Below are 25482 nucleotides of genomic sequence, written 5' to 3'. Positions count from 1 at the left end.
AAAATGAATATATTTGCGCCCAATTAACCTAACCATAGCCATGAACCTAAAAATCACAAGTTTAATTGTGCTTTTTACATTTTTTACCGCAGTAGGTCAAGAAACCTATCAAGTCACAGGTAAACTGATTGCTTCCGATTCGGAAACTGCAGTCTCATTTGCCAATGCGGTATTGCTTCAAGATGGCGAAGTGGTGAAAGGAAGTTCTTCAGAAACTACAGGAACTTTTTTAATCGAAAATATCACGGCAGGCAAGTACACATTAAACATTAGTTTTTTAGGCTACAAAACCTATAACAAAACTATGGAAGTCCGTAGTAACTTGAATTTAGGTACGATTGTGCTTCAAAAAGATATGGAAGCGTTGGACGGCGTAACGATTACCCATAAAAAACCCTCATTAAAACGAGAAATAGATCGTTTGGTTTTCAATATTCAAGGAACACCACTTACAGAAGAAAACACATGGGAAGTGTTGCGTAGAACACCTGGTGTTATTGTCATTAACAATACATTATCAGTTAAAAACGGCTCGCCAACCGTGTACATTAACGATCGAAAAGTACATCTTTCGTCAAGTGAAATCTATCAATTGTTGGAAGGAACACCTGCAGAAACAATCAAATCTGTTGAGGTGATTACCAATCCACCAGCGCGCTATGATGCACAAGGTGGCACGATTTTGAATATTGTGATGGAAAAGAACTTGATTGTTGGCTATCATGGAAGTGTGTATGGAAACTTTACACAAGGTGTTTTTCCACGTTATAACGGAGGAATCAATCAGTTTTATAAGCGTGGAAAGTTCAATATTTTCGGAAACTATAATTATACGCACAACAAACTCAATCGTGATAATGATGAAGAGATTAACTATTTGGATAATGCAACAACAACGTCCGTTTGGAACTCACTCATTAACAGAAATGAACGCTCAAATCAACATAATTTTAGCTTGAATGTCGATTATGAATTTGACGCAAAAAACACCGTACGTTTTTCGGGAAGCTTCTTGTATCTTCCGTATTGGAAGCGAGACACAGAGACCAATTCGGTGATAGATGATCAAACCGCAGCCAACGAAGATTTTTCATTACAGGCAATTAATAAATTCAATCAAGACAAGCATAACTTAGGATTGAATTTGGATTACGTACACAAATTTGAAAAAGAAGGCGAACAACTTTCGGCAAATGTACATTATACAGATTACGATAAGGCAAACGATCAATCTGTAGCAACGGATTATACGGTTGTTGCCAATCCTAATTTTTCTACGGCATTTACTACACACGCCAATCAACGCACGAATATTTTGAGTGGACAAGTAGATTATGAATTGCCCATCAGTGAAACAGCAAACTTTGAAGCAGGAGCGAAAGTAGCAAATATTGACACGAAAAGTAATTTACAGCAATTCAATATTATCAATGATATTTCCACACTTGATGTGGACAACTCAGACATATTTGATTACGATGAATTTATTTATGCAGCGTATGTGAGTTATGCGAAAAGTTGGGAAGATTGGAGTATAAAGGTTGGTTTTAGAGGTGAACAAACAGAACTCAGAGGAAACTCTGTAAGTACCAATCAAGTGAATACGCAAAATTATTTTGAATTGTTTCCAACGGCGTATATCAGTCATAAAGTATCGGAAAAGGTAAATGTATACGCAGATTTCAGTCGAAGAATTCAACGTCCAAGCTTTGACGATTTGAATCCGTTCCGATTCAATTTTACAGATTTTTCCTTTGCTGCAGGAAACCCACGATTGCAGCCTGCTATTAGAAATATGTATAAAATAGGTGTAGAAATTAACGATACGTTTTTTATTGAAGCCTATTATGCATACAACAAATCGGCAATTTTTGAACTCACTTTACAAGACAATGATAGCGACATTTTACAATATCTTGCTTCAAACATTGAGAAAAATGTAGACTATGGGCTAGATTTTATCACTTATTTTCCTGTTTCAGACACTTGGGATGTCTCTTTTGTCTCCTCTGTATTCAATATGAGCGATACCTTTACACTAGGTGACAATGTGCAAACGACGCAAAGTAAATGGTCTTTATATACCACTTTGGACAATAATTTTACATTTTTAAAAGATAAAAGTTTAACGGCAAATCTTTCCATCTTATATGTTTCTGATAACATTCAAGGACTTTCAGAAGTTTCAGGAACCAACCTAGTAGCGTTGTCGCTTCGCAAGACATTGTGGAATAAAAAAGCAACACTTTCATTGACACTAAGTGATATTTTAAACGGACAAGAATTTACAAATACGACCCGATTTGTAAACCAAAATAGCCGTTACTTTTCTAACTACGACACGCAAACCATTCGTGTAGGACTCCGTTACAATTTCGGAAACACGAAATTGCAAACCAATCAACGTACCAAATCTTCTGCCGAGCAGGAACGTTTGAAGGACTAGTATCCACACAATTTTAATTTTTCATGTATCTTTGCCAAATCTTTATAGAATACTAAATTGTGGTTAAAATAGGAAACATAGAATTGCCAGACTTCCCATTGCTTTTAGCACCGATGGAAGATGTAAGTGATCCGCCTTTTCGTGCATTGTGCAAAGAACAAGGAGCTGACGTTGTATATACAGAATTTATTTCTTCGGAAGGACTCATTCGCGATGCCGCGAAAAGCACTATGAAACTTGACATTTACGAGAAAGAACGTCCTGTTGGAATTCAAATATTTGGTGCCAACCTGGATTCTATGTTAAAATCTGTAGAGATTGTAGAAAAATCAGGTCCAGATATTATTGACATTAACTTCGGTTGTCCAGTAAAGAAAGTTGTCAGTAAAGGTGCTGGTGCGGGAATTTTAAAAGATATTGATCTCATGGTTTCACTAACAGAAGCCATGGTAAAACATACCAAATTGCCCGTAACGGTAAAAACGCGTTTGGGTTGGGATGAAAATTCTATCAAAATTGTAGAAGTTGCCGAACGCTTGCAAGATGTAGGTTGTGCTTCTATTGCCATTCACGGGCGTACACGTGCACAAATGTATAAGGGTGAAGCGGATTGGCGTCCGATTGCCGCAGTAAAAAACAATCCGCGGATGCATATTCCTGTATTTGGAAATGGCGATGTAAATTCTCCTGAAAAAGCGATGTTAATGCGTGACGAATTTGGCTTAGATGGTGCTATGATTGGTCGTGCAAGTATTGGTTATCCTTGGTTTTTCAGAGAAGTAAAGCATTATTTTGAAACGGGAACACACATGGCAAAACCAACCATGGATGAACGTGTAGAAGCCGCACGCCGTCATTTGCAAATGTCTATCGATTGGAAAGGCGAACGTTTAGGTGTGTTTGAAACCCGACGCCATTATACAAATTACTTTAAAGGAATTCCACATTTTAAAGAATATCGCCAACGGTTAGTCACTACGGATGATTCTGCGGGTGTTTTTACAGTATTGGATGAAGTCTACGAGAAATTTGGGGATCATCAGTTTGTATAAAATTCTTTTTTTCATTCCTGCGAAGGCAGGAATCTACACCATTGAAAAGTATAATGGCTAACACTTCGTTAATCAAAATGTAACGCATCTAAAATCTAGGCATTAGCTTTTGGGTATTAGGTATTAGTCAAGTTCTATAGGCAATCGAAAATCATAACTAAAATACTAAGAGCGAAGCGATATTAACCTACTAAGAGGCGAAGCCAAGTCTAAAAAACCTATCAAGAATTTGCAATAAACCCTTTGGTAATTCGTCTACTTGCTAAATATGAAGCGAGTATTCCTAAAATCGTAATTGTGAAGAATACAGTAATGCAGTTCATAAACTGTAATTCTACTGGATAAGGCAATGTTGGTGTAATGTAAAATAGTTTGTATTCTAATTGTAAATACACGACAATAACTCCGAGAATGATGCCTAACAATCCTCCCAAAGTGGTAATAATAATGCCTTGAAAAAAGAAAATACGCTTTATTTGTTTCACGGTGGTTCCCATGCTGAAAAGCGTTTTTAAGTTGCCGCGTTTGTCTAAAATCATCATGACAATGGCACCAACTACGTTGAATAAGGCAAGAATTAATACTAAAGTGAAAATTAGGTAAATAGCTAAGTTTTCAGTGTTTAGCATTTTGTACAATGCGTCGTTTAATTCGATACGACTTTTGGTACTAATTTCGTCATTAAAAATAGTGGAAATTTGTGCTTTCACTGCGCTTTCATCAGCTTCTGGAAGAATATTAAATTCAATATGTGTCACTTGATTGATTTCCAATTCCAATAATTCCTGTGCTAATTCTAAATTGGTAAAGACATATTTATCATCCAAATCTTCATTGATACGATAAATTCCGCTAGTGAACACTTTTACTTGCTCATACGGAGCTTTAGAGCTACTGGTAATACTTTTTGTACCAGGCTTTGGAACAATAATTTCGAGCAAATTACTAGGATCATTCGCAATGACACCTAAAAGATTGGAAATACCAATACCAATTACTGCTTCTTGATACTGAATTGGATCGATCCACTTTCCAACATATAAAATACTGTCAACCGCATTGACTTCCTTAAAATAGCGATCAACACCTTTAATATTGGCGATGTGATGTTTGTTTTTATAACTCAATACCACACGCTCTTCTACCACTTGTGAAAACGATACAATTTCGGGAATTTCTTCTAGCGCATTACGTTGTGAAGCGTTGACGCGAAAAGTTTTTCCTATAGCAGCTTCAATCTTAATATCAGGATCAAAATCATTACTAAAAGACAAGCTAAAGGTTTTTAATCCTGCAAATCCAGCAAGGACAATGAACAAAGCCAAGGCACCAATCACTACTACGACACTTGTAACAATGTTGATAATATTGATAGCGTTTTGCGAACTTTTAGAAAGCAAATATCGCTTGGCTATGTACAAAGCGAATTTCAATTACGTCTTTTTTCTTTTATCTAATAAATCACGATCCTCAATTGGGTTTTCGTCGCCTTTTAACGATTTTTCAATGTTTTCAATGTATTCTAAAGAATCGTCTACATAAAACGTTAAACTAGGTACTTTGCGCAATTGGTGTCGCACACGCTGTGCTAAATCATGTTTGATTAAAGACGCGTTTGACTGAATTCCCTTTAGTAATTCTTGTGATTTATTATGTGGAAAAATGCTCAAATATACTTTGGCTACGGAAAGATCCACAGTGACGTTCACTTTTGTTACTGAAATAATAACGTTCGTCAATCCGCCACTTCTTGCTGCACCTTGCAAAATGTCTACCAAATCTTTTTGTAGTACACTTGCTATTTTTTTCTGTCTGTTACTTTCGATATCACTCATAATCTGCAAAAATATAATAATAACACTACAAAACGTTGACATTACTCTCGAATTGCAATAACTTTACGATTAAATTAAGAAAAATCGTGAATAAAATAGAACATATCGGAATCGCCGTAAAAGATATTGACGCTTCCAATCGGTTATTTGCCAAATTATTCAACAAAGAACATTATAAAATGGAAGCAGTGGAAAGTGAAGGTGTGAAAACTTCTTTTTTCCAGCTAGGCGAAAGCAAAATAGAGTTGTTAGAAGCCACGCGAGACGACAGTCCCATTGCAAAATTTATCGCTAAAAAAGGCGAAGGTGTGCATCATATTGCCTTTGATGTAACGGACATTCATGCTGAGGTGGCACGTTTAAAAGAAGAAGGTTTCGTTGTACTCAATGAAACTCCCAAAAAAGGTGCTGACAACAAATTGGTGGTCTTTTTACATCCAAAATCAACCAATGGCACGCTGATAGAGTTGTGTCAGGAACGAATTTAATGCGATATAAATTTTTTCGAAAGTAAAAAAAGTAGTAATATTGCATCCCGTTTTTACGGTCCCATAGCTCAGCTGGTTAGAGCATCTGACTCATAATCAGAGGGTCCTTGGTTCGAGCCCAAGTGGGACCACTTTTATAAAACGTAAAGCTTCTTGAGAAATTGAGAAGCTTTTTTTATGAAGTGAATTTTGTGGCGAGAAGTTTATGCTGAGCATTGGTGAGTTGGAAATATATTTTCAACGAAAGCACCTTACGCAGTAATTAGAAGTGAACCTAAGTGTTTTTATTCTGTATGTCGAAATATAGAATCACTATAGAAAAACACAAAAGCTCCCCAATTTCTCGAGAAGCTTTTTTATTTGTAGACCATTACAAGCCAACAATTCGTTGTTGTATTTAAACGTTATTTTACAATAAATTTCTCGGAAATATATGAGCTTGTCTTAATTCCTCCAATTTTTAACGTGTATACACCAGAAGCAGCTTGCGACATGTCCAATGCAACCACATAAGAATTCGGAGCTGATTTGGATAAATTCTTAAACTTCAATTGCTGTCCGTTCATGTTGTATATGGCTGCATACACATCACCATTGTAAGGTGTATTTAATACAGCTTCAAATTGATTTTCTCCTTTTTCTATAATGCTCAAATCAGAGTTATTCCCAAATGCAAACTCTTCAACACTCAAGGTTTGAACACTTACGGTATAATCTTCCGTTTCACCATAAGCTGTATTTTCACAGGCATCATCAGGAACTGCATTATTCCAATTTATTTTTGCTCGCATGGTGTGTGTACCTGTATTTGCATTGGCAGGTATAGATACATCAACAGTTTCAGTAAATGTACCGTTGTTTTGATTTGCTCCAATTATAAAATCAGTCACTACCTTTTCATTTATCTCAAAAACATTATTATCATTAAAATCGATCCAAACCGTTAAATATTGATTGCCATAATTTGTTGTTACCGTCAATGGATATGTAGTGCCAGGTTCTAAGTTTGCAATTTGATTCGTAAAATCACCATAGCCTTCACATCCAGAAGTATTGTTTATTTCAGCCACAGAAAACAGTCGAAAACCATCTCCAAAACTACAATCGGCTGTAGACATACATATTAAGTTTTCAACGACTTGAATCGTACTGTCATTGCTTGGCATTTCATCACCATTTAAAACTGTCGTAGCTGTAATGGTGTAAGCTCCCACATTTGAAAAATCTGAAGTTTGTGTAAAGCTATATTCCAATGTCTCTTCTGGGTTAATCGTTGCTGTGATTGTTTCAGAAATAGTAGCGCCTCCATTCACATTATATTCCACAGGGATATTACTTTGAGGATTGGCACCAAAGTTTCTAACAATTACGGTTACAGTCTCATTCCCAAGATTCGATCCAGTTTGTGGTGCGTTAATACTAATAACTCCCACATCAGTATTCAATAAATGTGTCACATCTTCACTATACGGATCATTCGTTACAAACTGATCCGTAGAAAGTGCCGTTTTTGCTTCTATAGTGTACGTTTGTCCCGCATTTGACAAATCAATAGTTTGCGAAAATATATAATTTGTAGCATCGCCTGAATTCAATGTACCCGTAAATACTTCTGAAGCAACCAATGTTCCATCAACTCTAAGTTCTACGGGAATATTGGATTGACTTAAATTCCCAAAATTTCTAATAGTGACTTCTACAGCTTCTGAATTTGTTAAGATTCCATTTTGAGGACTTACAATTGCAGTTATACCTACATCATTATCAAAACCAGGAGATATTTTAAAAGAAGCTACGCGCGATCGCCAAGTATTATTAGTCGAAAAATATTCAGCCGTATGCCAAAATGTAAATCCATCAGGATCCATGGTAAGGTGTGAATAATCACCAAATCTATTTGTAAAAGTTTGCACTCCAAAACCATTAACAATACTCGTTTCTGCAATCGTCATTTGCCCCAATGGATCTGTACTAAAACGACCAGTATAGGAAATACCAACAGGTATTGTACTACTAGCAATGTTGAAACCTAATCCAATATTTCCTTGCAAATCAATGGCAGCAGATCCCATAAAGCGACTGCTTCCGTCTGCGGGTGCGTATGTACCTTCTTGGTAAACGCTCCAATTATCGGATGCATTATTTCTTAATTCAATCCAACGTACACCAGACGTGTCATTTCCGTCTACATCTACGTTAAATGTGATTACCCACGAATTATGTGTACCAAAACTTCTATAATTTGCGGCATACGATATCACTCCACCAATCATATCAATTTTTTGCGTCGTTCCAGGTTGTTCAACATCACCTGTTCCAAAAGGAGCAAAAACAGCATCAAAAGCATTCAGTGGAACTTCTATTGGGTTTGTTATTGTGGAGTTGGCAGCATTGATCCAATCCATGTCAATTTCCCATATTTTCAAATGATCATTGGCTATGGAAGTACTCCATCCGTCATCTTGTAGATATACAATATATCCTGGCACATTCGCAGGGAAATTAGTTCCTAATAAGTTTGCGGGCTCAGGACTAAAAACGGTATTTGGGTTATTCACCACTCCTGGCAATGCAAAACCGACAATTTGAGGATTTGGACCACCATTTATAATCACATCTCTTTCCAATACAAATACAGTTTCGGTTCCTCCTTTGTTAGCGGTTAAGTAATATCCATCTGGCCATATTGAATAGTGTGGGTAATCAGGGAAAGAATCAAAAGTAAATTCATACACATTATAAGCGCCTGTCGGATCTGGCGTATCAGAAACTCCTATAACCAACGAGTTTGACGCAGCTCCAAATTGACTTACAAAATAGCGATCCGCAAGATGATCATACATTACAATAGGATCTCCTGAATTATTTCCAGAACCTAAAAACGTACCCAACGGTGTTGGCCCTGCCAATGTGTTTCCCATCTTATCAAAAATCTTTACTACTGTATTTACCGCATTCACATAGTGATTAGGGCCAGCGGCACCAGTAGGATCTGGCGGGATAGAACCTCCCGATTCATTAATGGAAACTCCATCAAAACTTTCTTCTAAATTAAAACTAGCGGAATAATTCCCATTAGATGTTTGTCGTAATGGGTCAACGCCGTTCAACGGAAGACCTTCGGGATTTAACTTTTCATTTGCCCGTAAGTTGTTGGCTATGATTCGTATTTCATTTACCTTATAGGTTTTATCCTGACTTGTTACAAAGTCCCTAAGAGGAATGGTTTTCATCATAAACTCACCTTCAATAATTACGGTAGGATTGTTTTGCGAAAATGCAAATGATGCACTTAAAAGAATTAGAATTGGTAGTAACTTTTTCATAGAATATTGATATTAATTCGATACATGGTTGGCTCTTATTGTGTTTGATGAACAATGCGTATCTTCAAAAACAGATAGAGACTGTTTAACATAATTTCAAAAATGTTTTCGGCATAAGTATGTGATCATTGCAACGAGCATGAAATTAATATCTTATAATGGGAAAAGCCTTGAATGATTTTTGTTTTTTAGAGGGAATGAAATCAAAAATTCACTACATAATCTGTCACACACATAGAGATTAAAATCTTTCTGACGTGTTAATTTTTACAACGTATAACAATATCAGATACCTATTTTTCTATAAGATTTACAGACTATTACGCTATATTTTAGTTTGCTAACGTTATTAGTATCAGCAAAGTAAAATAATATGCGTGTACGTTTTTTAATAAACAGTTTTAGAAATTATACAATTTTTTTAATAAAAATACTGTTTTTAGGGATAGTATCAAAGTGTATTCTATCAAGTACAGTATTCTAAGCAACTTTTTTAAAATACGATTTCACAAATTCTCAATAGGAAATATGGGAGACTTTTTTATGAATTTTGATCTTCTGCGCTGTTGAGTGAATTTGCAATTTTTTGTAAATCTTTTTCGCCAGAATGGTAAATATCTTCATGAAAGCCATCTAGTTTTTTGAGAAGTTTCAGCAGCTTACTTTTCACATTATATCACGTAAAATCAAGATAAAATAGTAATTATCCTTATTTTTGTTTAACATTTATTAAAATATATTAAACAAAAGTACGCTTAAAACAGAAACAACTTACTATTTATGTTATGAAAAAGCTAATCATTTTATTAATTTCTCTCGGTGCGTTCTTCACAACCAACGCACAAGTTGTAGGAGAAGTGGCAGGAAAAGTCACGGATGAAAAAGGAACACCAATTCCTGGAGCCAACGTTATTATTGATGGAACCACTTATGGTGCGCAAACCGATTTTGACGGAAATTACCGAATTACCAACGTGCCGCCAGGTTCATACAATCTTACCGTAAGTTATCAAGGTTTTGAAAACCAGACAGAGTATAACATTATTGTTCGCTCCAAAGGAACACCTGCATATAATTTCACGCTAAAAGAATCCAAAGAATTTTTAGATGCAGTAATTATTACCAATGCCGACAAAATTAGTCGCCCAAAAGAAACACCGCTTTCCACACAATCGCTTTCTGCTGTGGAAATTGCAACGTATCCAGGAAGTAATAACGATGTGGTACAAGTAGCGCAAACGCTTCCAGGAGTTTCACCATCCATTGGTGGATTTCGAAACGATTTAATCATTCGTGGTGGTGCGCCCAACGAAACAGTGTATTATTTGGATGGCATGGAAATTCCGAACATCAATCACTTTAGTACACAAGGAAGTGCGGGCGGACCTGTAGGAATGATTAATGTATCATTTATTGACAATGTAACATTGTCTACTTCGGCGTTTGGCGCACAATATGACAATCCATTATCGGGAACCTTACAATTCAGTCAGCGCAGCGGAAATGCCAGAAATTTTACGGGAAACTTTCGTGTAAGTGCCAGTGAAGCAGCGCTTACGCTAGAAGGACCACTTTTTAAAGGAAATAACGAAGAAAGCAAAACCACCATTTTGGCTTCGGTACGTCGTAGTTATTTGCAATTTTTATTTGAAGCGATCGGTTTGCCATTCCGACCAAATTATTGGGATTATCAATTTAAAGTAGCACATGAAATTGATGCGTTTAATACGGTTAGTTTGCTCGGTTTGGGTTCTATTGATGATTTTTCGGTGGAAGCACCCGACGATTTCGATGCGGAACAACAAGCACAGCTAGAACAAGCACCGTTTATAAATCAGCGAACCAATGCACTTGGTGTAACATGGAAAAAACGTTTCAAAGATGGTTCAGGATACATGCAAACGACGTTGAGTAATAATACCTTGGTGAACGAATTTACACGCTATGACGATCCTGAAAATGAAACGGGCGTATTTTTCAACAACGATTCGCGCGAGTCTGAAACTAAACTTCGTTATCAACTCACCAAATTTTACGACGATTGGAAATTTACGACAGGTTTCAACGCGCAATATTCTGATTACGAAAATAACACGATCAACCTAACCGATAACATCGCTTTCAATACGGAAATTGACTTTATGAAATATGGTTTCTTTGCGAATGTGACCAAGAGTTTCTTTAATGATAAATTAGATGTTTCTTTTGGTTTTAGAATGGATGATGATTCATTTACAAGTGAAGACAACTTGCTTTCTACCTTTTCACCACGATTGTCTGCTTCGTACGAATTTGCAGAAAACTGGCGTTTAAATGGTTCTGTTGGGCGTTATTTCAAACTTCCACCATATACAATCTTAGGATTTAGAGACAGTCAGGGAATGTTGATCAATCAAAATTCAGAATACACCGTAAGTGATCATTATGTCATTGGATTGCAACATTATTTCAGTCCGTCATCTAGTATTTCTTTAGAAGGATTTTACAAACGATATGACGATTACCCAGTTTCTGTGTTAGATGGCGTTTCATTAGCAAATAAAGGAGCCGATTTTGAAGTATTGGGAAGTGAAGACGTGGAAACAGTTGGACAAGGAAGAAGCTACGGATTGGAATTGCAATTTCAGCAAAAGCTGACTAATAATTTCTACGGAATTTTTGCGTATACGTTCTTTTACAGTGAATTTACAGGATTTGACCGCAATGAGTTCATTCCTTCAGTTTGGGACAGTCGTCATTTAATTTCCTTTACAGGAGGTTACAAATTAAAGAAAAACTGGGAAGTAAGTGCACGCTATCGTTTTGCAGGAAATACGCCGTTTGTGCCAACAAATGAAGCGGCAACGTTGGCAAACTATCCAGAAGTAGTGTTGGATTATAATCGTTTGGGCGAAGAAGACTTAGATGTATTCAGTCAGTTAGACCTTCGAATTGATAAAAAGTGGAACTTTGAAAAGCTGTCATTAAACGTCTTTATAGAAGCGCAAAATATTTTAGGACAAGACATTCCGCAAAACCCACAATACGGTTTGACAAGAGATATGAGTGGAAACATTGCACAACCAAGAAGTTTACAACAAATAGAAACCGATTCTGGACAAGTAATTCCAAGTTTGGGAATTGTAATAGATTTTTAACGTAGTGTAAAATTCTCAAAATATACAGAAGCCTTTCAAGAAATTGAGAGGCTTTTTTTAAGCAATAAGAAGAAGCGATAAAGGAACTAAAAATTATCATGTATCTTGTTAACACATTTTAAATACGTACGTACTAAAAAATTACTTGAATGATAAATAAATCCCTTTTTCCGTTTTTGCTAGTTGTCATATTGACTTATTCGTGCAATTCTACCCAAGAAAAGAAAGTTGATATTACTAAAGAAAAAGCGACCGAAGAACCCAAAACTATAACCATGCCAGCGGATACGATATTTATACAAAGTCCGCCAAAAATCATGACAGCGCCTCGTATCTTAGGATCAAGAGTATTATATGCTAATTGCCGGAATACACTACAGTTTGATGCGCTAGAAGGGTTTTCTGATTTTAAAATAATGACTGATGCCAATTTTCTGGTGATCCCTAAAAGCGGAAGTACGCCAAATTATTGGGAAATTATTCCAAAAACTACAGGAAATCATACAATTAACTACAGCGCTACACTGGATACCATTCCATACAACTGGTCGGAAACGGTTAGTGTAATAATGCCTCCTAAACCTAGTGTAGAATTATTTATTAATAGTAAAAAAACCGACGGTAGCATTCCTGTTCCCAAAACTTCTAGAATCATCGTTAATATAATTCCAGATCCAAATTTTGCAGCCCTAATGCCAGAAGAAGCAAACTATTCGATAACCTCTATTGATGTTTTAGCACAATTAAGCCTTGGCCCACCGACCAAAGTAAATTCAGTCTCAGTAAAGGGTAAAAGTAGGGTAAATGTGGCGTTAGGAACTCAAGTTAGACAATCGCGTCCTGGAACGAAAGTGATGCTTAGAATAAATGAAGTGTACAGACTTACTAGTATGAAACGCCGGATACCTGACAGACGGTTTACCGAAGTGGAAAGAATAGTGTCTCTAACGGTAAAATAGGAATGTATTTTCAATCCTTTCACGGTAAATTGGTATTATATAAACCAAGCAAACCTCTTTTGATAAGATATCAATGTTAAAGGACAAAAACCTTTCTGGAAACAGGAAGGTTTTTTAGTTATCATTAACGTGAAAAAACCGAACTTTTTGATCATTTAAAAAATTCGCTACAAGCACAAATAAAACCAATCAATTCATGGCTGTTTTTCAGTGATTTACATAAAATTCAAGCAATCAAAATAACTTTCTTCCCTAAAAATTGATCAAAAACATTTCTAAAAACGATCAAAAAGAGTGTAAAAAAGTGATAAAATGGTCAAATCTTACATTTTGGTCATTTATGATGTGATTTTGGTTAACAGATGCGATACGTCTCCAGCTACATTTGTACCATCAAAAAAATAGAATCACAAAAAACTAAAAATATAATACAATGAAAACACTCAATCTAAACACCAAAAAAATCACACTACAAGTCTTCGCATTTGTAGGATTGATTTCACTAGCATTAGTAGTGGTCGCTTTTACAAAAGCAGATGACACAAAAGCAGAAACAACAGAAGTAATCCCACCAGCATTAGCTGTGGAAGTATCAACTCCTGTAGTTGATAACATTACCGAATGGGACGAATACACAGGACGATTTGAAGCCAGTAACCGCGTAGAAGTTCGCGCTAGAGTCAGCGGATACATAGAAAAAGTAAGCTTCAAAGATGGACAACATGTCAACAAAGGAGACGTTTTATTTACGATAGATCAACGTCCGTACAAAATTGCCTTAGCGCAAGCAAAAGCAACGTTGGCACAATCAAAATCACTCTTAAAAACAGCCGAAGACAACTTTAACAGAGTACAATCGTTAAAAGCTTCTGGTGCCGTTTCTATGGAAGAATACGATCGCCGTAGTCAAGCTGTAGCGGGCGCAAAAGCTGCTGTACAATTAGCACAAGCTACTGTGGACAATGCTCGTTTAAACTTAAACTTCACCAACGTAAAAGCACCAATTTCAGGACGTGTAAGTCGCGATATGGTGAACGAAGGAAACCTCATTGATGGCGGATCGGCAAACTCAACCTTACTCACAACGGTAGTTGCTACGAGTCCAATTCACTTTTACTTTAACGGAAGCGAAGCAGATTTTCTTAAATATGCACGCTTGGCGCGAAACGGAGAACGCGGATCTTCACGATCAACCGCAAATCCAGTATTCTTACAATTACAAGACGAAAATGATTTTGCACACGAAGGTGCGATGGATTTCGTAGATAACGAAATTGACAGAAGCACAGGAACCATTGAAGGTCGTGCTGTTTTAGACAACAAAGACGGTTTCATAGAGCCAGGAATGTTCGGAAAAGCACGTTTACTAGGAAGTGCGGAACACGAAGCTATCATGATTCCAGACGAAATCATCGGAACCAATCAATCGGTACGGTATGTATATGTTTTAGGAGCAGACAATAAAATAATGACTAAAAACGTAACGTTGGGTCCATTACATACCAACGGATTACGAATTATCAGAAACGGTTTAACAGCCGAAGACAAATTAATCACAAACAACATTCAAAAAATTCGTCCAGGCGTTGTGGTACGTCCAATAGAAACAATACTTCAATACACAAACAAATCCTTGTTAACTGTCGCAAACGCAGAATAACAACCAAAAATATATCGGTATCTAACGATCGCTTTTACAGTAAATTATCACACTAAATCAAAGGGCGACAAGGATACGCATGTCCAACATTAACACATTTAGAACTCATGAAATTCAGTCATATATTTATCAAAAGACCCATTTTCGCAGCCGTATTGAGCATTTTAATTCTCATCGTCGGCGGATTAGCATACGTGTCGCTTCCCGTATCACAATTTCCAGACGTAGCGCCACCAACTGTTGAGGTAGTTGCTACCTATCCAGGAGCCAACGCGGAAACACTCTCACAAACGGTTGCTTCTCCTTTAGAAAAAGAAATCAATGGTGTAGAAAACATGATTTACATGACGTCGCAATCATCTGCGGACGGACGTGTAACACTACAAGTTGCCTTTGAACTCGGAACCGATTTAGACAGAGCGCAAGTGCAAGTACAAAACCGTGTAGCGATTGCCGAACCAAGATTACCAGAATCGGTACGTCGTTTGGGAATTACCACGAAAAAAATTGCGCCAGACATCTTACTAGTGGTCAATATGTATTCACCAAACAAAACCTACGATCAAACTTATATTGGAAACTATGCAACACTCCAATTAAAAGATGAATTAGCCAGAATCAAGGGAATTGGAGACATTCAATTATTTGGTGCTGCAGAATATGCCATGCGCATTTGGTTAGATCCTGATAAAGTTGCCAGTTTCAACATGACAGCTGGTGAAGTTGTTGCCGCATTGCGTTCTCAAAACGTACAAATTGCGAGTGGTACATTAAACACCTTACCATCTGGAAGTCAATCCGCATTTGAAATCAACATTCAAACACAAGGAAAATTAGTAACCACAGAAGATTTTGAAAACATCATTATCAAATCGGGAGAAAACGGTCGTATAGTTCAATTAAAAGATGTCGGTCGTGCCGAATTGGGCGCACAAAACTATGCAACCAAAGGATACTTAGGAAAAGATCCTGCGATTGCGATGCCAATATTTCAACAACCTGGCGGAAACGCGTTGGAAACTGCTGCTGAAATTCAAGCAAAAATGGTCGAATTATCAAAAAATTTCCCAGAAGATTTAGCCTATAAAATTGCCTACAATCCAACGGAATTTGTACAAAAATCAGTAGACGAAGTATACCACACGATCTTTGAAGCCGTATTGTTAGTTATCTTTGTCATTTTACTCTTCTTACAATCATGGAGAGCCGCAATTATTCCAATCTTAGCCATTCCAGTTTCTTTAATTGGCACGTTTGCCGTGATGCAACTATTAGGGTTTTCACTCAACAACTTAACTTTATTCGGATTGGTATTAGCCATTGGAATTGTAGTGGATGATGCGATTGTGGTGGTAGAAAACATGGAACGCTATTTAAAAGAAGGATTTTCACCAAAAGAAGCCGCTCGTAAAACGATGGATGAAGTTGGTGGCGCGTTAGTCGCGATAGGACTCGTATTGATTGCCGTTTTCATTCCAACGACATTTTTAGACGGAATTTCAGGCCAATTTTACAAGCAATTCGGATTAACCATTGCGGTTGCAACGGCAATCTCCGTATTTGTTTCGTTGACTTTAAGTCCAGCCATGGCAGCTTTATTGATGCGTCACGAGGAACATAATCCAGACAAGAAAAAACCATTTTTACTACGTCCTTTTAAATTTATTGGCGATCGTTTCAATCGTTTTATGGATTGGCTTTCGGAAAGTTATGGAAACAGCGTTCGCAAACTCGTTCGTGCAAGTGCCATGGTCATGTTTGTATATTTTGGATTAATTGCCTTTACGGGATTTGAATTTAACCGTGTCGCTTCAGGGTTTGTACCAGCAATGGATCAACAATATTTCATTACGGCGATTCAATTACCACCAGGATCTTCTTTAAGCAGAACGGACAAAGTAGTACAAGAAGCCTTAGATGTTTTATTAGAAGTTGACGGTGTAGAAACTGCCGTATCTTTCACAGGATTTGACGGCGCTTCCTTTACCAACGCATCCAACGCAGCAGCAATATTCGTAACACTTGAAGATTTTGATATTCGTAACGAAAAAGGAATTGGTTACAAAGAATTGTTAGGAACATTAAGAGGAAAAATGTCGCAAGTAGACGATGCGTTTGTCGTGGTAATTCCGCCACCATCGGTACGAGGAATTGGAAATGCGGGAGGATTCAGAATGATGGTACAAGACAAAGCAAATTTAGGTTCAGAAGCTTTACTAAACGCAACGTATAGCTTGGCTGCCGCAGCAAATGCAGATCCAGCGTTGAGTAGTGTATTTACGTTCTTCAACACACAAACACCACAAGTATATTTAGACATTGATCGCGTAAAAGCAGCACAATTAGGGATTGATGTTGGTGACGTATTTCAATCACTAGAAGTGTACATGGGATCAGCGTTTGTAAACGAATTCAATTACTTAGGCAGAACCTATCAAGTAACGGCACAAGCCGATGCGCCAAACCGATTGACGGCAGACGATATTTCTCGCATCAAAGTACGAAATAACAAAGGTGAAATGGTGCCACTCGGAACCATTAGTACACAAAAAGACATTGCAGGTCCCAATCGTATTGCACGTTTCAACTTATATCCTTCGGCTTCTTTAGTGGGAGACATTGCGCCAGGTTTCAGTACAGGTCAAGCGTTGGACAAAATGGAAGCCTTAGCGGCAGAAGTGTTGCCACAAGGAATCTCCTTTGAATGGACAGAAATGGCATACCAACAAAAACAAACAGGAAACACCGCAGCAATTGCCTTTTTACTCGCAGTTATCTTTGTATTCTTACTCTTAGCGGCACAGTTTGAAAGTCTCGTACTTCCATTAGCTGTCATCTTTATTGTACCGATGGTCTTACTTTCTGCGATGATCGGAATTGACTTAGCAGGATTAGACAACAACATCATGGTACAAATCGGACTCGTTGTGTTGGTAGGTTTGGCAAGTAAAAATGCCATCTTAATTGTAGAATTTGCCAAGCAACTAGAAGACCAAGGAAAAGACTTAAAAACGGCAGTCATAGAAGCTTCAAAACTGCGTTTGCGTCCAATCTTAATGACGGCAATGGCGTTTATCTTAGGAGTTGTGCCACTCGCAATTGCAACGGGTGCAGGTTCTGAATTGAGAGTTTCTCTTGGAATTGCAGTTTTTAGTGGAATGTTGGGAGTTACCATTTTCGGAATCTTCTTAACGCCAGTTTTCTATTACTTAGGTAGAAAATTAACAACGCGAAAATCAACACAAGAACCAACAATATCTGTTGAAACAACAAATACAGAAAATGTAGTGTTGACGTAATCAGATTTCTCATAACTATAAAATCCGCTTCACAATCGAAGCGGATTTTTTTGTGTATTTTTATAAGATAGAAACAACATTCTTTGAATCATTTTTCCACATTAGAAGCGTATTGCAAAGGCATCAATATTTCACCGCCACAATGGAACGATTTTGACATTCGTGACTTTCAAGACAATATGAAAACGGTGCAGCAACGTATGGAGCCTTTTAAACATGAGTTTTATGCCATTGCCATCAAATTGGACGGAGAAGGTTTTGCGAAAACAGGCAATTTCTCTACAGAAAATTTAAAAGTAACCGTTTTTTTCAATTCGCCCTATCAAATATTACAGTGGGACATTGCGCCCAATTGGGAAGGTTTCTATATCATTTTTTCAGAAGATTTTTATAGAAGAACGCTTTCGCGGAAACGCATCACAGAAGCCTACCCGTTTTTATTGGCAGACAAAACATTGCCGGTAAACATGAGCGATGCAGAAGCCGAAAACATCAAAAAACTATTTTTGGATATGTTTGAAGAACACCAACTCAATCATAAAACGTCCAAAGAAATCATTGCTAATTATTTGAACATTGTCTTGTGAATTTTATAAAAAGTAAACGCAACTGTTTACTTTTTTTATTTTTTGTCAACGTAACTGTTTACTTTTCGATCCTCGGAAGGAAAACAAATTTGTCATTCTGAACTCAATTCAGATTCCTATATTTTGGTATACGAGACCGAATTACATTTTTCATCCTACACTATAAAATACCAAAAAACAAACCAATCTTCCCCAAATCTTACATTTTGGTCATTCCTAGCTTGTTTTTGGTTATCCATGAAGCTGTTTGGCAAAGTACATTTGTAGTATCAAAAAAATAAAAGAATTTACAAAAACATACTACAATGAAAAATCTAACACTAATTACGATTGTTTCGCTGATCTTGGTTTCATGTGGAATCACAAAGCGAGATTTTGAAGTCAATTCTAATGTTGACATTAACAAAGAATATTTAACCGAAAACTTAGCAGACGAAGCTTTTGAAAGCACCGCTGTCACTATTGAATGGTGGACGAAATTCAACGATCCTGTGTTGGATAGCTTAATCGAAAAATCAAGAAAACACAACTTAGATATCAACGCGGCAGTTGCCAATTTGTATGCTTCACGCGCTACCTTAAAAGGTACAAAATTTGACCGATTCCCAACGGTAACTGCCAATGGAAATTATACCAGAACACGTTTAGGGGAAAATATTTTTGTGCCAGGAAGCAATCCTACATTTACGACGTATAATAGCAGTTTTGATGCGTTTTGGGAAACCGATTTGTTTGGAAGAGTTTCTAACCGAATCAAAGGCGCGTATGCCAATCAACAAGTAGCCATCGCAGACATGCAAGCTACGTATATATTGATTTTTGCAGAAGTAGCACGTAATTATATGGAACTGCGCGGCACACAATATCAACTGGACATTGCACAACGAAATTTACAAGGGCAACAAGAAACCTATGATTTAACCGTGCGACTTTCCAAGTCAGGAATCAACAATAATTTGGATGTTTCTAGAGCCTTGGCACAGTTAGAAAATACACGTGCGACCATTCCGCCATTAACCGCGCGAATTGAAGCTTTAAAAAATAGTTTGAGCGTATTAATCGGAGAAATTCCTGGAAATTTAGACACTACAATTATCAATAAAAAACCATTGCCAAGTTTACCAACAAGTGTCTCTGTAGGTGATGTTTCTGAGTTAGTACGTCGTCGTCCCGATGTGCGCAAAGCGGAAGCAGCATTGCAGATTCAAATTGCGAAATACAATCTTTCGGTAGCGGAATTGTACCCAAAAATTCAATTTGGCGGAAGCATTGGATTTTCTGCGGTAGATTTCTCCAACTTTGGAAGCAATGAATCATTTACCTGGAATATATTTCCAAGCATCAGTTGGGCAGCATTTAATTTAGGTCGCGTCAAACAACAAATTAACAAAGAAGATGCTTTAACATTAGCTTCGCTACAAAACTATGAAAAAACGGTTTTGGAAGCCTTGGAAGAAATCAAAACGGCGATGAGCAATTATACCAACGAGTTGCAACGTAGAGAACTATTGCGTCAATCCTCAGAAGCGAGCGCTACAGCAAAAAACTTTGCGCAACAACGCTTCAACGCAGGATTGGATAATTTTATTGATTATTTAAACGCTGATAACACCTTGCTTCAAGCCGAAAACCGATTGGCAATCAGCGAAACGCAATCTATGACGTCTTTAATTGCTATTTACAAAGCTTTAGGTGGCGGATGGGAAATCATTTCTGATCAAGAATTACAACAAAAGTACCAAGACTTACAAACAAAAGAGACTTCAAAATAATATAAAATTCATAACGACATCATTTAGTGTTGGACAGAAACGGCGATTTCTCAGCAATGAGTGTCGCTGTTTTTTTATGATTAGATTTTGGTCATTTTACCCCTTTTTTTGGTTAACCAAATACCTGTAATCGGTAGTACTTTTATACTATACAAATTAACACTCACTAAAAACTCAATATCATGAAAAATGCAATCAAAGTTACCTTAATCAACGTACTATTAGCAAGCGCAAGTATTTTAATTTGGACAATTCTTACGACGAATATTTTATAACAAATAAGCACTAAAAAATCATCTTTCCGTAGATTTTGGTCATTTGTGATAATTGTCTAACTTTACTTTATGACAAAAAAAGACATTCCTGTTTTCAATTTTAGCAATGATTTGCACGAAGCTACAGGATACGACCATAAAAGCCATATTCCAGCGTTTGATATCTTCACGTTAGAATCACTAGATCCGAGTTGTAGAAAGTGTATGCCACCATACCGACAGGGATTTTATCAAATTGGCATTCTGAGTGCTACTGGAAACAGCAAAATAAATTTGAACACCAATGAAGTGGCGCTAGAGCAATTACCACTTTGGTTTGTGGTGCCAGGACAAGTATTTTCTTGGGTTCGCGATTCAGAAACAAAAGGATATCACATTCAATTTAGAAAAGAATTTATTTCGTCAACGGTTACCAATCTAACAGAAGAATTTCCTTTTTTAAAACTTTCAGAAAACAGCGTTTTTTTAATGACGTCTGAAGAACAAGCTTCGTTAGAATTTGATATGAAGCGCATGCATTCAGTGTTTCAAAACCCGCATCCGTATCAAGAAAAAATGCTAGAAGGAATGCTCGTTTCAGTATTGTATAATTGTAAATCTATTTACGAGCGTTACAAAACTACAGAAAGTCATTTATCACGCGGTCAAATATTGACGCAGCAGTTTCAACAATTGGTAGACAAACTCTATGTAGATTCTAAAAACGTGAGTGATTATGCGGAACAACTCAACGTAACTCCAAACTATTTGACGACAATCGTAAAAAAAATTACGGGAAAAACCGCCAAAGACATCATCCAAGAACGTGTTTTTTTAGAGAGCAAAACGATGTTGTCTTTTACGGCAATGGACATTGCTGAAATTGCGTACCAACTCAATTTTCAAGAACCTACACATTTTACGCGTTTCTTCAAGAAATTTAGTGGATTGACACCAAATAAATTCCGCCAAGCACAATAGTCGCTATTTGTGTCAGTATGCATTACAAATTGGTTATTTCTTTATACAACTTCTTCGGAACTTTGTGATGTAATTAATTAAAAAAAGATGCCGTATGAACCGAAAGAAAATAGCATTAGTTACAGAAGCAGGAAACGATTTAGGCTATAAATTTGCTTCTATTTTACAAAAACAAGACTACACCGTAATTCTAGCCGCTAAAGGCAAAATGTATGAACAATTAATGCAGCAACAACTTGAAAATATACAAGTCGTAGCCATTGATTTTACAAATAAAAATGATATTCAAAATCTCGTAAAATATATTGAAGAAGCATACGGGAAATTGGATGTATTGGTCAACAATGCTGAAATTGCGAATGGTTTTGGTCAGAAAGTTGCGCAATTGAATATAGATGAGATCAAAGAATTGTACGAAGAAAATTATTTCTCTGTATTGCAAACCATTCAAACCATGCATTCGTTGTTATTACAAAGCGAAGAAGCGCATATTGTGAATATTTCCAGTGCGATGGGACAGATTGAAAACATGAAAAAAAGTGATTTCTGTTATGGAGATTACCAAATGACAGCGTATGCAACTGCGAAAGCTTCGTTGGAAATGTTAACTGTTTTACTTGCGAAAGAATTTAAAAATACATCACTTCACATTCACACGTTTGATCCAATTTTAATGAAGAATTGCACACACAACGATGTAAAAATTTGTCAAGAAGTCACGCAAAGTTTTTTACAATTATTAGAAACGCATGAAGTGTCTGTATGATTTAGGTTGCTGTAAAGTTTTAAAGTGAACGTATTCCTTTTATATTTACGTTGATTTTCATCCAAATTCAGCAAAATCTAAACATGCACACATTCTCATTCAATCATATTGCACTTTCCGTAAAAGATGTGGACGCGTCTGTTGCGTTTTATCAAAAAGTATTTCAATTTGAAGAAATTCCAAACACAGCTTCCGATTCTAAAACGAGATGGTTGTCAATGGGAGAAAACAAACAGTTGCACTTAATTCCGCGTCCGAATGCTGACATAAAAACCAATAAAGCCGTTCATTTTGCCTTGGCAACAGTGGACTTTATTGGCTTTGTAAAGTTTTTAAAAGCATTAGAAATTCCGTATTCCGATTGGCGTGGCACGCCAACCAAAGACTATGTTCGCAAAGACGGCATTCAACAAGTGTACTTTCAAGATCCAAACGGCTATTGGATTGAAGTGAATGATGATGTTTAAACAACTAGTGTTTACAAGGTTTCTTTGCAAGTGTAACTGCATTCAATTCGTTCCAAATGTTGTGTTCCAATTCTTTCGGAGAAAAACGAAACAACACTATCGATTTTTGCTTTTTCGGACAATAAAATTGTGCTACAGTACAGTTAAGTACCATGATATCTTTGGTGTGAAATGAATTGTAAATTTGAAGCTTTCCAACAAAAGAAACATAATTCGGTTTGACTTCTTTTTTTAGAAATAGCGCAACGGTTTTTGGTAGTTTTTTGTCTTTATCTTTATTTACAACTGCCATCAATCCGTCAAAATAGTATTGCACATCAATTTCGAGTTGTTGGGAAGTTAATAGCGTTTTTAAATCAATATCCCACACAAATACATACGACCAATACCCATCTTTGTCTTGTTTGGACCAATCGGGTGAAAAACGGATTTCTTCTACACCTTTATACGGAATTTGTGGCGCAAAATGTATTGGCATCTGAATAATTTCTTTTCCCCAAGAAGCTTCAGACGTTAACAAATCAGGTGGTTTAAGCTCTTGTGCAAAATTTACAAAAGAGATCAAAAACGATACTATAAAGAATATCCTATTTTTCATACCTACAAATTACAAACTTAATTTCACTTCAAAACCAACAGCGTCGGAAATGGCGCTATCTTTTATTGCACTATTATAATTAATTCCCCAACGCGTACGATCAATTTTAAACTTTGTTGTCATCGTTTTAGTCGCAAAATCAAGTTCCGCCTGAAATTTTACAGGTTCCGTAACACCTTTAATGGTCATATCAGCTTTTGCTTCAAAATGTGTGGCGTCATGATAGGTAATATCGGTAATCACCAAAGTCGCTTTTGGAAATCGTTTCACATCAAAAAAATCAGGATCTTTCAAATGTTTCGTCAAGCTTTCATTGCCTTCAGCTTCCATGTCTGTTGCGCGAATAGTGTTGAGGTCAATTACAAAACTGCCGCCTGAAATTTTGCCGTCAGTTTTCGTAAAATAACCTTCTTCAAAATTCACCAATCCATAATGACCATTAAAATAAAAACTATAATCGCACGACCATTTTATGTCACTTTTGGAAGTGTTGATTGGCAATTTTTCGCTGGTTGAAACTTCTTGCGCATAAAGTTGTGTCACAAAAACCAATGCGATAAGGTGTACTAAATTTTTCATCTGTTCTATAATTTTTTGATTTCGAAGTAAAACTAGCTTGGAGTCGTATTAAAAAATGTCAAAAAAGTGTAAAAGAAGTGTCAACAGTTGTAAAAAGTCGCGAAATTGTCTGTTATTTACGGTCGTTATGAGTAAAAAGAGAATCTATATTTATAGCATATTGGTAATTGCGGCATTGAGTGTGTGGATATTTTCAACCCAAAATGAGCAACAAAAAGAATTTTCAGAAAAGGTAAAAATTGCGTTGCGCGATGTAGGCAATAAATTATTACTGTCTGAACAAGATTCTACGTCGTTAATTTTGCCGATCAGAGAAATAAAAAACTATACCTACAAACTTTCGTTTCAAAAGCAGTTAACTTTTGAACCTCATGCAATGGTTTCTATCATTGCAGAAAGCTTCAAACGCTCCAAATTGCCTGAAAAATACCGTGTAGAAGTATTGCAATGTACAGATGAAGAAGTAGCGTACAGTTACGAAATGAGTCTCCAAGAAGAAAATACCATCATTCCCTGTGCAAGTCGCTACTTACCGAGCAACTGTTATACGATTCACGTGCGATTCACGTCTAAAAAAGCATCCATTTTCACGATTTCTGCTATACTATATGGACTCATTTTGTTAATTTTCATTGTGATGGAATTGTTCTTCTTCCGAAAGAAAACGAGCAAAAATGACAACCAAAAAGCGTTCGATGAAACGACAGAGAATTATGCCACAATCGGAAGCTTCTATTTTTATCCGACACAAAACAAATTGGTAATGCAAGCTGTAGAAATCAATCTTTCCAAAAAAGAATGTGAGCTATTACAAATTTTTGCTGCTAACTTAAATCAAGTTGTTACCCGCGACGAATTGACCAAAAAAGTATGGGAAGACAATGGCGTGATCGTGGGAAGAAGTTTAGACACCTACATTTCCAAACTCCGTAAAAAACTCAAAGACGACGAACGCATCAAAATCACCAATGTGCACGGTGTTGGGTATAAGTTGGAACTTGGGAGTTAGACGCGGCTTTGCCTTTTAGATGAAAGGTCTTCGTCAAGTTGAACTTGATTCAACTTCACATAACAGTGAGTGAGAGTTTATTGGTTTAGTTGTGTATGTTTTTTAGAGAAGAAAGCAATTCAAAACGTATCATCTTAGGAATGACAGATTAAATCAACAAAGAAAAAATTCATGTATTCGTGGTGAAAGAGATAGTAGCTATAAGTATTGAGTAGTGAGATTTTTTCAAAGAAAGCTTCGTTTATATTAGAAACAGACTGCCACGTC

19 protein-coding genes and 1 tRNA gene are annotated in these 25482 nt (G+C 36.7%); 14 read left to right on the top strand and 6 right to left on the bottom strand.

Annotated features, from left to right (window positions below; translation table 11 throughout):
- The first annotated feature begins 40 nt into the window (after positions 1–40).
- The gene (locus tag KORDIASMS9_RS05290) at positions 41–2446 is read left to right on the top strand and encodes an outer membrane beta-barrel family protein (protein ID WP_114901841.1); all 2406 of its coding nucleotides are present in this window, start codon (positions 41–43) and stop codon (positions 2444–2446) included.
- A gap of 59 nt (positions 2447–2505) precedes the next feature.
- Positions 2506–3498 carry a tRNA dihydrouridine synthase DusB gene (dusB, locus tag KORDIASMS9_RS05285; protein WP_114901840.1) on the top strand — a complete coding sequence of 331 codons (993 nt, stop codon included), beginning with the start codon at positions 2506–2508 and terminating at the stop codon, positions 3496–3498.
- A gap of 221 nt (positions 3499–3719) precedes the next feature.
- Here dusB and KORDIASMS9_RS05280 read toward each other — a convergent pair whose 3' ends face one another.
- Entirely contained in the window at positions 3720–4931 is a 1212-nt protein-coding gene (locus KORDIASMS9_RS05280; protein WP_114901839.1) for an ABC transporter permease, read from the bottom strand.
- A complete protein-coding gene (rbfA, locus tag KORDIASMS9_RS05275; protein WP_162820137.1) occupies positions 4932–5324 on the bottom strand; it encodes a 30S ribosome-binding factor RbfA in 393 nt (130 codons plus the stop codon).
- Positions 5325–5419: 95 nt separating this feature from the next.
- Here rbfA and mce point away from each other — a divergent pair, with 95 nt between their 5' ends.
- Positions 5420–5821, top strand: coding sequence for a methylmalonyl-CoA epimerase (gene mce / locus KORDIASMS9_RS05270; protein ID WP_114901837.1), 402 nt, complete (start codon positions 5420–5422; stop codon positions 5819–5821).
- 57 nt (positions 5822–5878) lie between these two features.
- A tRNA-Ile gene (locus KORDIASMS9_RS05265) sits at positions 5879–5952 on the top strand.
- Positions 5953–6225: 273 nt separating this feature from the next.
- Here KORDIASMS9_RS05265 and KORDIASMS9_RS05260 read toward each other — a convergent pair.
- Both KORDIASMS9_RS05260 and KORDIASMS9_RS23920 read right to left on the bottom strand, forming a co-directional pair.
- Positions 6226–9147 (bottom strand): GEVED domain-containing protein, encoded by a 2922-nt coding sequence (locus KORDIASMS9_RS05260; RefSeq protein WP_114901836.1) that lies wholly within the window; start codon positions 9145–9147, stop codon positions 6226–6228.
- A gap of 541 nt (positions 9148–9688) precedes the next feature.
- Entirely contained in the window at positions 9689–9817 is a 129-nt protein-coding gene (locus KORDIASMS9_RS23920; RefSeq protein ID WP_256387005.1) for a hypothetical protein, read from the bottom strand.
- Between the two features lie 115 nt (positions 9818–9932).
- Between KORDIASMS9_RS23920 and KORDIASMS9_RS05255 the strand changes: the two genes are divergently transcribed.
- The 9 genes from KORDIASMS9_RS05255 to KORDIASMS9_RS05215 all read left to right on the top strand — a co-directional run bounded on the left by KORDIASMS9_RS05255 (position 9933) and on the right by KORDIASMS9_RS05215 (position 23029).
- Positions 9933–12284, top strand: coding sequence for a TonB-dependent receptor (locus KORDIASMS9_RS05255; RefSeq protein WP_114901835.1), 2352 nt, complete (start codon positions 9933–9935; stop codon positions 12282–12284).
- Between the two features lie 149 nt (positions 12285–12433).
- Complete coding sequence (locus KORDIASMS9_RS05250) at positions 12434–13243, top strand: hypothetical protein (protein ID WP_114901834.1); 810 nt, start codon at positions 12434–12436, stop codon at positions 13241–13243.
- A 433-nt stretch (positions 13244–13676) separates the two neighbouring features.
- Complete coding sequence (locus KORDIASMS9_RS05245) at positions 13677–14903, top strand: efflux RND transporter periplasmic adaptor subunit (RefSeq protein ID WP_114901833.1); 1227 nt, start codon at positions 13677–13679, stop codon at positions 14901–14903.
- 107 nt (positions 14904–15010) lie between these two features.
- On the top strand, positions 15011–18202 hold the full coding sequence (locus KORDIASMS9_RS05240) for an efflux RND transporter permease subunit (RefSeq protein ID WP_114901832.1): 3192 nt from the start codon (positions 15011–15013) through the stop codon (positions 18200–18202).
- 83 nt (positions 18203–18285) lie between these two features.
- Complete coding sequence (locus KORDIASMS9_RS05235; protein ID WP_114901831.1) at positions 18286–18789, top strand: hypothetical protein; 504 nt, start codon at positions 18286–18288, stop codon at positions 18787–18789.
- 305 nt (positions 18790–19094) lie between these two features.
- Entirely contained in the window at positions 19095–20561 is a 1467-nt protein-coding gene (locus KORDIASMS9_RS05230; RefSeq protein ID WP_114901830.1) for an efflux transporter outer membrane subunit, read from the top strand.
- A 344-nt stretch (positions 20562–20905) separates the two neighbouring features.
- On the top strand, positions 20906–21796 hold the full coding sequence (locus KORDIASMS9_RS05225) for an AraC family transcriptional regulator (RefSeq protein WP_114901829.1): 891 nt from the start codon (positions 20906–20908) through the stop codon (positions 21794–21796).
- A 94-nt stretch (positions 21797–21890) separates the two neighbouring features.
- The gene (locus KORDIASMS9_RS05220) at positions 21891–22562 is read left to right on the top strand and encodes an SDR family NAD(P)-dependent oxidoreductase (protein WP_114901828.1); all 672 of its coding nucleotides are present in this window, start codon (positions 21891–21893) and stop codon (positions 22560–22562) included.
- A gap of 83 nt (positions 22563–22645) precedes the next feature.
- On the top strand, positions 22646–23029 hold the full coding sequence (locus KORDIASMS9_RS05215) for a VOC family protein (protein WP_114901827.1): 384 nt from the start codon (positions 22646–22648) through the stop codon (positions 23027–23029).
- 4 nt (positions 23030–23033) lie between these two features.
- On the opposite strand, the gene KORDIASMS9_RS05210 is transcribed toward KORDIASMS9_RS05215, so the two are convergent.
- Positions 23034–23627, bottom strand: a complete 594-nt coding sequence (locus KORDIASMS9_RS05210) for a hypothetical protein (protein ID WP_114901826.1) — start codon at positions 23625–23627, stop codon at positions 23034–23036.
- Between the two features lie 9 nt (positions 23628–23636).
- The gene (locus KORDIASMS9_RS05205) at positions 23637–24206 is read right to left on the bottom strand and encodes a YceI family protein (RefSeq protein ID WP_114901825.1); all 570 of its coding nucleotides are present in this window, start codon (positions 24204–24206) and stop codon (positions 23637–23639) included.
- A 127-nt stretch (positions 24207–24333) separates the two neighbouring features.
- Here KORDIASMS9_RS05205 and KORDIASMS9_RS05200 point away from each other — a divergent pair, with 127 nt between their 5' ends.
- The gene (locus KORDIASMS9_RS05200) at positions 24334–25215 is read left to right on the top strand and encodes a winged helix-turn-helix domain-containing protein (RefSeq protein ID WP_240321135.1); all 882 of its coding nucleotides are present in this window, start codon (positions 24334–24336) and stop codon (positions 25213–25215) included.
- Positions 25216–25482: the final 267 nt, after the last annotated feature.

The sequence above is a fragment of the Kordia sp. SMS9 genome, from assembly GCF_003352465.1.
GTDB lineage: Bacteria > Bacteroidota > Bacteroidia > Flavobacteriales > Flavobacteriaceae > Kordia.
This window is presented reverse-complemented; position numbering and strand designations above follow the sequence as displayed.

Coding starts and splice junctions, on each gene's coding strand:
- KORDIASMS9_RS05200 (WP_240321135.1), top strand. CDS start 24,334: ATGAGTAAAAAGAGAATCTATATTTATAGCATATTGGTAATTGCGGCA.
- KORDIASMS9_RS05250 (WP_114901834.1), top strand. CDS start 12,434: ATGATAAATAAATCCCTTTTTCCGTTTTTGCTAGTTGTCATATTGACT.
- KORDIASMS9_RS05225 (WP_114901829.1), top strand. CDS start 20,906: ATGACAAAAAAAGACATTCCTGTTTTCAATTTTAGCAATGATTTGCAC.
- KORDIASMS9_RS05240 (WP_114901832.1), top strand. CDS start 15,011: ATGAAATTCAGTCATATATTTATCAAAAGACCCATTTTCGCAGCCGTA.
- KORDIASMS9_RS05215 (WP_114901827.1), top strand. CDS start 22,646: ATGCACACATTCTCATTCAATCATATTGCACTTTCCGTAAAAGATGTG.
- KORDIASMS9_RS05260 (WP_114901836.1), bottom strand. CDS start 9,147: ATGAAAAAGTTACTACCAATTCTAATTCTTTTAAGTGCATCATTTGCA.
- KORDIASMS9_RS05205 (WP_114901825.1), bottom strand. CDS start 24,206: ATGAAAAATTTAGTACACCTTATCGCATTGGTTTTTGTGACACAACTT.
- KORDIASMS9_RS05220 (WP_114901828.1), top strand. CDS start 21,891: ATGAACCGAAAGAAAATAGCATTAGTTACAGAAGCAGGAAACGATTTA.
- KORDIASMS9_RS05210 (WP_114901826.1), bottom strand. CDS start 23,627: ATGAAAAATAGGATATTCTTTATAGTATCGTTTTTGATCTCTTTTGTA.
- KORDIASMS9_RS05255 (WP_114901835.1), top strand. CDS start 9,933: ATGAAAAAGCTAATCATTTTATTAATTTCTCTCGGTGCGTTCTTCACA.
- KORDIASMS9_RS05230 (WP_114901830.1), top strand. CDS start 19,095: ATGAAAAATCTAACACTAATTACGATTGTTTCGCTGATCTTGGTTTCA.
- KORDIASMS9_RS05245 (WP_114901833.1), top strand. CDS start 13,677: ATGAAAACACTCAATCTAAACACCAAAAAAATCACACTACAAGTCTTC.
- KORDIASMS9_RS05290 (WP_114901841.1), top strand. CDS start 41: ATGAACCTAAAAATCACAAGTTTAATTGTGCTTTTTACATTTTTTACC.